The 822-nt window shown below is 67.6% G+C and carries 1 pseudogene; it reads left to right on the top strand.

The features are described 5' to 3' along the window. Positions 1-19: 19 nt before the first annotated feature. Positions 20-822, top strand: a pseudogene (locus DD1DGNOD_RS07780) (NAD-dependent malic enzyme); the annotation flags it as partial.

Below are 822 nucleotides of genomic sequence, written 5' to 3'. Positions count from 1 at the left end.
CGACGGATGGAGCACGTTCGTGGCCGTCCCCAGCGTTTCATTCTCGATAACAGTGCGCCTCGACGTGCCGGCCTCGTCACAGATCGTCGGCGAGATCACCACTGCCGTCGGCAAACTGGGCGCGGTGGTCACCGCTCTCGACGTCGCGGAGTCACACGCGGACCGGCTCGTACTGGACATGACCTGCCTGTGCGCCGACGCCGACCAGGTGCAGTCCATCACCGAGACCCTGCGCTCCATGCCGGACTTCGTCGTCCGGCGGGTGAGCGACCGGGTGTTCCTGCTACATCTCGGCGGGAAGATCGAGGTCACGAGCAAGGTCGCGCTGCGAACCCGCGACGACCTGTCCATGGCCTACACGCCCGGTGTCGCCCGGGTGTGCCTGGCCATCGCCGACCGGCCCGACGACGCCCGCCGGCTCACCGTCAAGCGCAACAGCGTCGCGGTGGTCTCGGACGGCTCGGCCGTGCTCGGCCTGGGCAACATCGGCCCCACCGCCGCGATCCCGGTGATGGAGGGCAAGGCCGCGCTGTTCAAACGGTTCGCGGACATCGACGCATGGCCGATCTGCCTCGACACCCAGGACGTCGACGAGATCGTGCGCACGGTGGCGCTACTCGCTCCCGTCTTCGGTGGCATCAACCTCGAGGACATCGCCGCACCCCGCTGCTTCGAGATCGAACGGCGGCTGCGCGAACTGCTCGACATACCAGTCTTCCACGACGACCAGCACGGCACCGCGATCGTCGTACTCGCCGCCCTCACCAACGCACTGCGGGTCGTCGGCAAGTCATTGGACTCCGTACGGATCGTCACCAGCGG

The organism is Candidatus Protofrankia californiensis, from assembly GCF_900634765.1.
Lineage (GTDB): Bacteria > Actinomycetota > Actinomycetes > Frankiales > Frankiaceae > Protofrankia > Protofrankia californiensis.
This window is presented reverse-complemented; position numbering and strand designations above follow the sequence as displayed.